Source organism: Pseudomonas sp. P7779 (genome assembly GCF_013386315.1).
Lineage (GTDB): Bacteria > Pseudomonadota > Gammaproteobacteria > Pseudomonadales > Pseudomonadaceae > Aquipseudomonas.
The window spans coordinates 1-4,279 of sequence record NZ_JACARZ010000154.1 but is presented as its reverse complement, the minus strand read 5'-3'; the positions used below and the strand labels follow the sequence as shown (position 1 = coordinate 4,279).

At 59.9% G+C, this 4,279-nt stretch carries 3 protein-coding genes and 1 pseudogene; 2 read left to right on the top strand and 2 right to left on the bottom strand.

The features are described 5' to 3' along the window. A pseudogene (locus HX869_RS30160) lies at nucleotides 1–406 on the top strand (PLP-dependent aminotransferase family protein); the annotation flags it as partial. On the opposite strand, the gene HX869_RS30155 reads toward HX869_RS30160, so the two are convergent. Then, nucleotides 407–1,873, bottom strand: coding sequence for a hypothetical protein (locus tag HX869_RS30155; RefSeq protein ID WP_178904104.1), 1,467 nt, complete (start codon nucleotides 1,871–1,873; stop codon nucleotides 407–409). A 174-nt stretch (nucleotides 1,874–2,047) separates the two neighbouring features. On the opposite strand from HX869_RS30155, the gene HX869_RS30150 reads away from it, so the two are divergent. Next, nucleotides 2,048–2,725, top strand: coding sequence for a sterol desaturase family protein (locus tag HX869_RS30150; protein ID WP_177022651.1), 678 nt, complete (start codon nucleotides 2,048–2,050; stop codon nucleotides 2,723–2,725). 54 nt (nucleotides 2,726–2,779) lie between these two features. Here the strand turns inward: HX869_RS30150 and HX869_RS30145 are convergent, their stop codons facing one another. Further along, entirely contained in the window at nucleotides 2,780–4,249 is a 1,470-nt protein-coding gene (locus HX869_RS30145; RefSeq protein WP_178904103.1) for a PPC domain-containing protein, read from the bottom strand. Between the last annotated feature and the right edge of the window lie 30 nt (nucleotides 4,250–4,279).

Below are 4,279 nucleotides of genomic sequence, written 5' to 3'. Positions count from 1 at the left end.
AACGTCGGAGCCGTTCGAACAGATTGTGTATCGGCTGCTGAGTGAGGGTGGGTATGCCCGGCATCGCAAGCGCATGGTTCAGCGGCTGCTGGAGGCTGGGGGGCGGGTTGAGCAGTGGCTGCGGCGTTGGGGGTGTGAATTGCCGATGGGGTTTGAGGGGGGGATGTTTATCTGGGCGCGGTTGCCGGCGGGGGTAAATGGTGAGCGGCTGGCTGAAGCCGGGTTGAAACGCGGGATGGTGTTGGCGCCGGGGGCGTTGTTCGGGTATGAGCCGGGGTTGCGGGATTTCATGCGGTTTAATGTGGCGCACTGCGACGAAGGGCGGGTTCAGGCGCAGTTTGAAGGGTTGCTGGGGGCGCCAACCCGAAGAGTTGGCGCCGGGGTTACGGATCAAGCGGAGGGTTGATCACCGTTCACTGGAGATCACGCGCTGGCTGCAGATATGAGCCATGCTCACCGGGGTAGCGTCGCCACCCACGCCGACATCCGGGTACTCCTCGATGCGCAGGCGCCAAACGGCGAAGTTGTAGTTGGTCTCCCAGGTATTTTTGTAACCCGAGTCGTAGGACACATACCTGACAGTCGCCTCACCCGCGCAGTTGCCCAGGTTGACCGTACCGGATGCCGCGCCCGACACGCCGGTTACCGAACCGTAGTAAGGGATGTACACCGGCAGGTAGGTATTACGGTTGACGTGCTTGTCGAGTTGCAGATACGGGGTCAATCCCTGCAGGCGTTTACCGGTGCTGTCGGCCCAGGTCACGGCCCAGCTCAAGTCACGTGCCGCCTGGGTGGTCATGAACGGGTCGTAGTCATTGGCCGAAGCCGGGATCCGCACCACGTTGTCACCTTGCACACTGTGGCTCAACACCTCGGGTGTGGAGCCCAGCGACAGCTTGTAGCGCGCCGTAGCCTTCCAGGTTGCGGCCGGGTTAGGCCGCACCCGTACGTTCACCACGCCATTAACCGATGGCGTTGGCCAGGTGATTTTCGCCTTGGGGCTGATCGGGATCCATTTGACGCCGTCAAAATACTCGGAAATCCACTGGCCCCGATCGCTCTCGTTCACACCGTCGAAATAGGCACTGACCTTCTGCCCGCGCAGGGCCTTGAAGGAGAAGTAGTCTTCATCGGTCGCCGTGTCGGAGTTACCCGTGACGTAGTTCAGGGTATCCGGCAGTTGATAAGCCGTTTCGAAACTGTCGTTAGGCTCGAAATCGTCAATCGTCATGTTGATATCCACGCCGAAACTGAACGGCGAACCGTCAGCCGAATTGGCATGCATGAACCAGTAGTAGTCGCCAGGTGGCAGTACGCCAGCCAACACCTCGTTGGCATTGCCCGGGTTATCCGACGTGCCGAGAGAAGTGATGTTGTTCTGGCCGTCGTCCTGGAACAGGGTCAGGGACATGTTGGTGGCAGCACTCTGCCCTACCAGCATCACTGTCGCCCGTGCCTTTTGGGGCACGTTGAAGTGGTAGCAGACGTCGTTGCCGGTTTGCACACCGTCCAGGTTATACATCTGGTTGATACCGAGGGTCTGGCACAGCGGCGTGAACGCCTGGGCCGCCACGGCCTGGGCATCCACCTTGGCGCTATCTGCCTGTACAGGTTCGGCGACCACAACCCCGCTCAAGGCCTTGGCAGCCTGCACCGGCTTTTTCAGCTGCTGCGAGGTTTTGATTTTGTCCAGGAAGGCAGCCGACGCCTTCTGCGCCGTGACGTTGCCGCCACTCTTGAGGGCTTGTTGCACGGCTTGCTGCAACGGTTGCGGCATCAAGTGTGCAGGAGATTGTTCGGCCAGGGCGCAGGCCGAAACGAAGCAGGACGCCGCGATGGCGGCTCCGAGCATGAACGCTTTTTTCGATTTCATTTTTTATCCATCCATAGTTAAAAAATTGAATCTCAGGTGATCGGCGACATCCGGTCACCTGGGATGGAATGTAGGACATAACTGTATGCATGTACAGTATTTTTATGGCGGCAGGATAGATGCGCCAATCCCGACTACGCTCATCCCCAACAAAAACGACACCGAGCGCTCCCAATGACTCACCCCACCGAGGCTTTCCGCTCCACCTACCGCGCCAGCATCCACCCCTCCTACAACCCGTGGCTCCACGCTGGTTTCGTTTTCGGCTACGGCCTGCTCTGCATCAGCCTGTTCTGGTCCACCACCCGGCAAATCCAGCTATTGGAATGGCTGGCCATCCCCCTCACCCTGATTTTCTTCAACCTGTGTATCTATCTCGTCCACCGTCACTTGGGCCATCACAAACACACCTTCGCCCGCCTGTTCTACGCCCGCCACACCGGCGACCACCACAGCTTCTTCACCCCCGCCCACATGACCTACGACAGCCCGCGAGACTGGCGCGTCATCCTGTTCCCCGCCTGGCTCATCCTGTTCCACAGCCTGGCCGTGACCCTCCCCGCCTGGTGGCTGCTCAAACACCTCAACCCCAACGTCGCTGGCCTGTTCGCCGGCTGCATGATCCTCGGCTACCTGCTCTACGAGTTTTTCCACGCCTGCGAACACCTGCCCCCCGACCACCCCGTGGCCCGCCTGCCGTGGATCCGCCAGATGCACCACCTGCACGCCCTGCATCACCGGCGCGAACTGATGCAGGGACGCAATTTCAACATCGTCCTGCCGCTGATGGACTACCTGTTCGGCACCCTGCATTGGGAACCACAGGCGCGCGAACCCAAAAAAGGCCAATAAAAAACGCCCCACCTAAGTGGGGCGTCTACATTTCAGAGGGCTCTTATGCGCCGGTTATCGGCCAATGATGTCCTGGCTGCAGATATGCCCCAGGCTCACGTAGGGAACGTTATCGCCACCGACACCGACATTCGGCAATTCCTTGAGGTCGATGCGCCAGCCGCCAACGTTGTACCAGGTGTCCCAGAGGTACTTCACGCCCGTGCTGCTGTCGTAGTACTGGGCACGGTAATCACCCACACAACCGCCCAACTCTGCGCTTCCCGATGTTTTGCCGGCACTGTCGGTGGCAGCCGAGAATATCGTCCAGTTGAAGTCCGGACCCGAAGCAAAACGCTTGTCGACCTTGAGCTGTGAAGTGACCCCCTCCAACGGGGCACCCGTGCTGTCTTTCCATTCGGTTCTCCAGGTCATGAGACGACCGGCCTGGGTCGCCAGAGGTGCGATGCCCGCCGGGATTCGGGTCACCGTTCCGCCCTTCGCATCGAAGTCCGCCAGGTGCGGACTCGAACCGAACGTCAGCTTGTACTCGGACTTGGCATCCCACGCCTCAGCGGGGTTGGCCCGCACGCGCGCCTTGTAGACAAAGCCCGGCGCCCGGCTCGGGAAGGTCGCCGTCGAGCCACCTGGAATGTTGACCCAGGCGCTGCCGTTGAAGTACTCGAAGATCCACTGATTGCGCACGCCCTTGTCGTCATCATCGAGGAACAGGCTGACCCCCTGCCCGCGTACGGCGGCGAAATCGAAGTAGTCAACGTCATCCGGGCTGTCGAGATTGCCCGTCAGGTAATTCAAGCGGTCCGGCAAGGCGAACGCCGTTTCCGGGGTGTCGTTGGGCTCGTAGGCGTCAATCGCGGTGTTGACGATCGCGCCGAAGTCGAAGGCTGAGCCGTCGGCAACCTTGGCTTCCAGGAACCAGTAGTAGTCCCCGGCTTCAAGCATGCCGCTGATGACTTCGTCGCTGTTGCCCGGGTTATCAGAAGTGATCAGTGCCGTCAGGTTGTTCTGCCCGTCGTCCTGGAACAGCGTCAGGGCCATTTCGGTCCCCGGCTGCTGACCCGCGAGGTAGATCTGCACCTTGGCCTTGGCGGGCACATTAAAGTGGAAGCACTTTGATTCGCCGCTCTGCAAACCGTCATAGCTGTAGCCGACGTTAATATCGAGGCTGTCGCACAGCGGTACAAAGGCGGCCTGGGCAGCAGGCGCCTTGGCCGGTTTTACCAGCCGGCTCACCGGCGAAATCTGCACACTTTCAGAAGGCTTCGCGGCGCTGGCAGCCTTCTTTTGCACACCGACAGTCTTGGTTTTTTGTGCAGCCTTGAGCTTATCCAGCACCTGCGCCGAGGACGCGGAGGCCTGCACCTTGCCACCGGATTTCAGGGCACTCTTGATCGCTGCATCCAGGCTTTTTTCGCTCAGGTGCACGCTGTTCTGCGACGGGTATTGCTCGGCCAGGGCAAAGGCCGAAACGAAGCTGGCAGCCATCATGGCCGCGCCCAGTACAAAGGCTTTTGTAGATTTCATTTTTTATCCATCCATAGTTAAAAAATTGAA

What these genes read in the sequence shown, in the direction of transcription:
- HX869_RS30155 (WP_178904104.1), bottom strand. Translation starts at nt 1,873, where the DNA reads ATGAAATCGAAAAAAGCGTTCATGCTCGGAGCCGCCATCGCGGCGTCC.
- HX869_RS30150 (WP_177022651.1), top strand. Translation starts at nt 2,048, where the DNA reads ATGACTCACCCCACCGAGGCTTTCCGCTCCACCTACCGCGCCAGCATC.
- HX869_RS30145 (WP_178904103.1), bottom strand. Translation starts at nt 4,249, where the DNA reads ATGAAATCTACAAAAGCCTTTGTACTGGGCGCGGCCATGATGGCTGCC.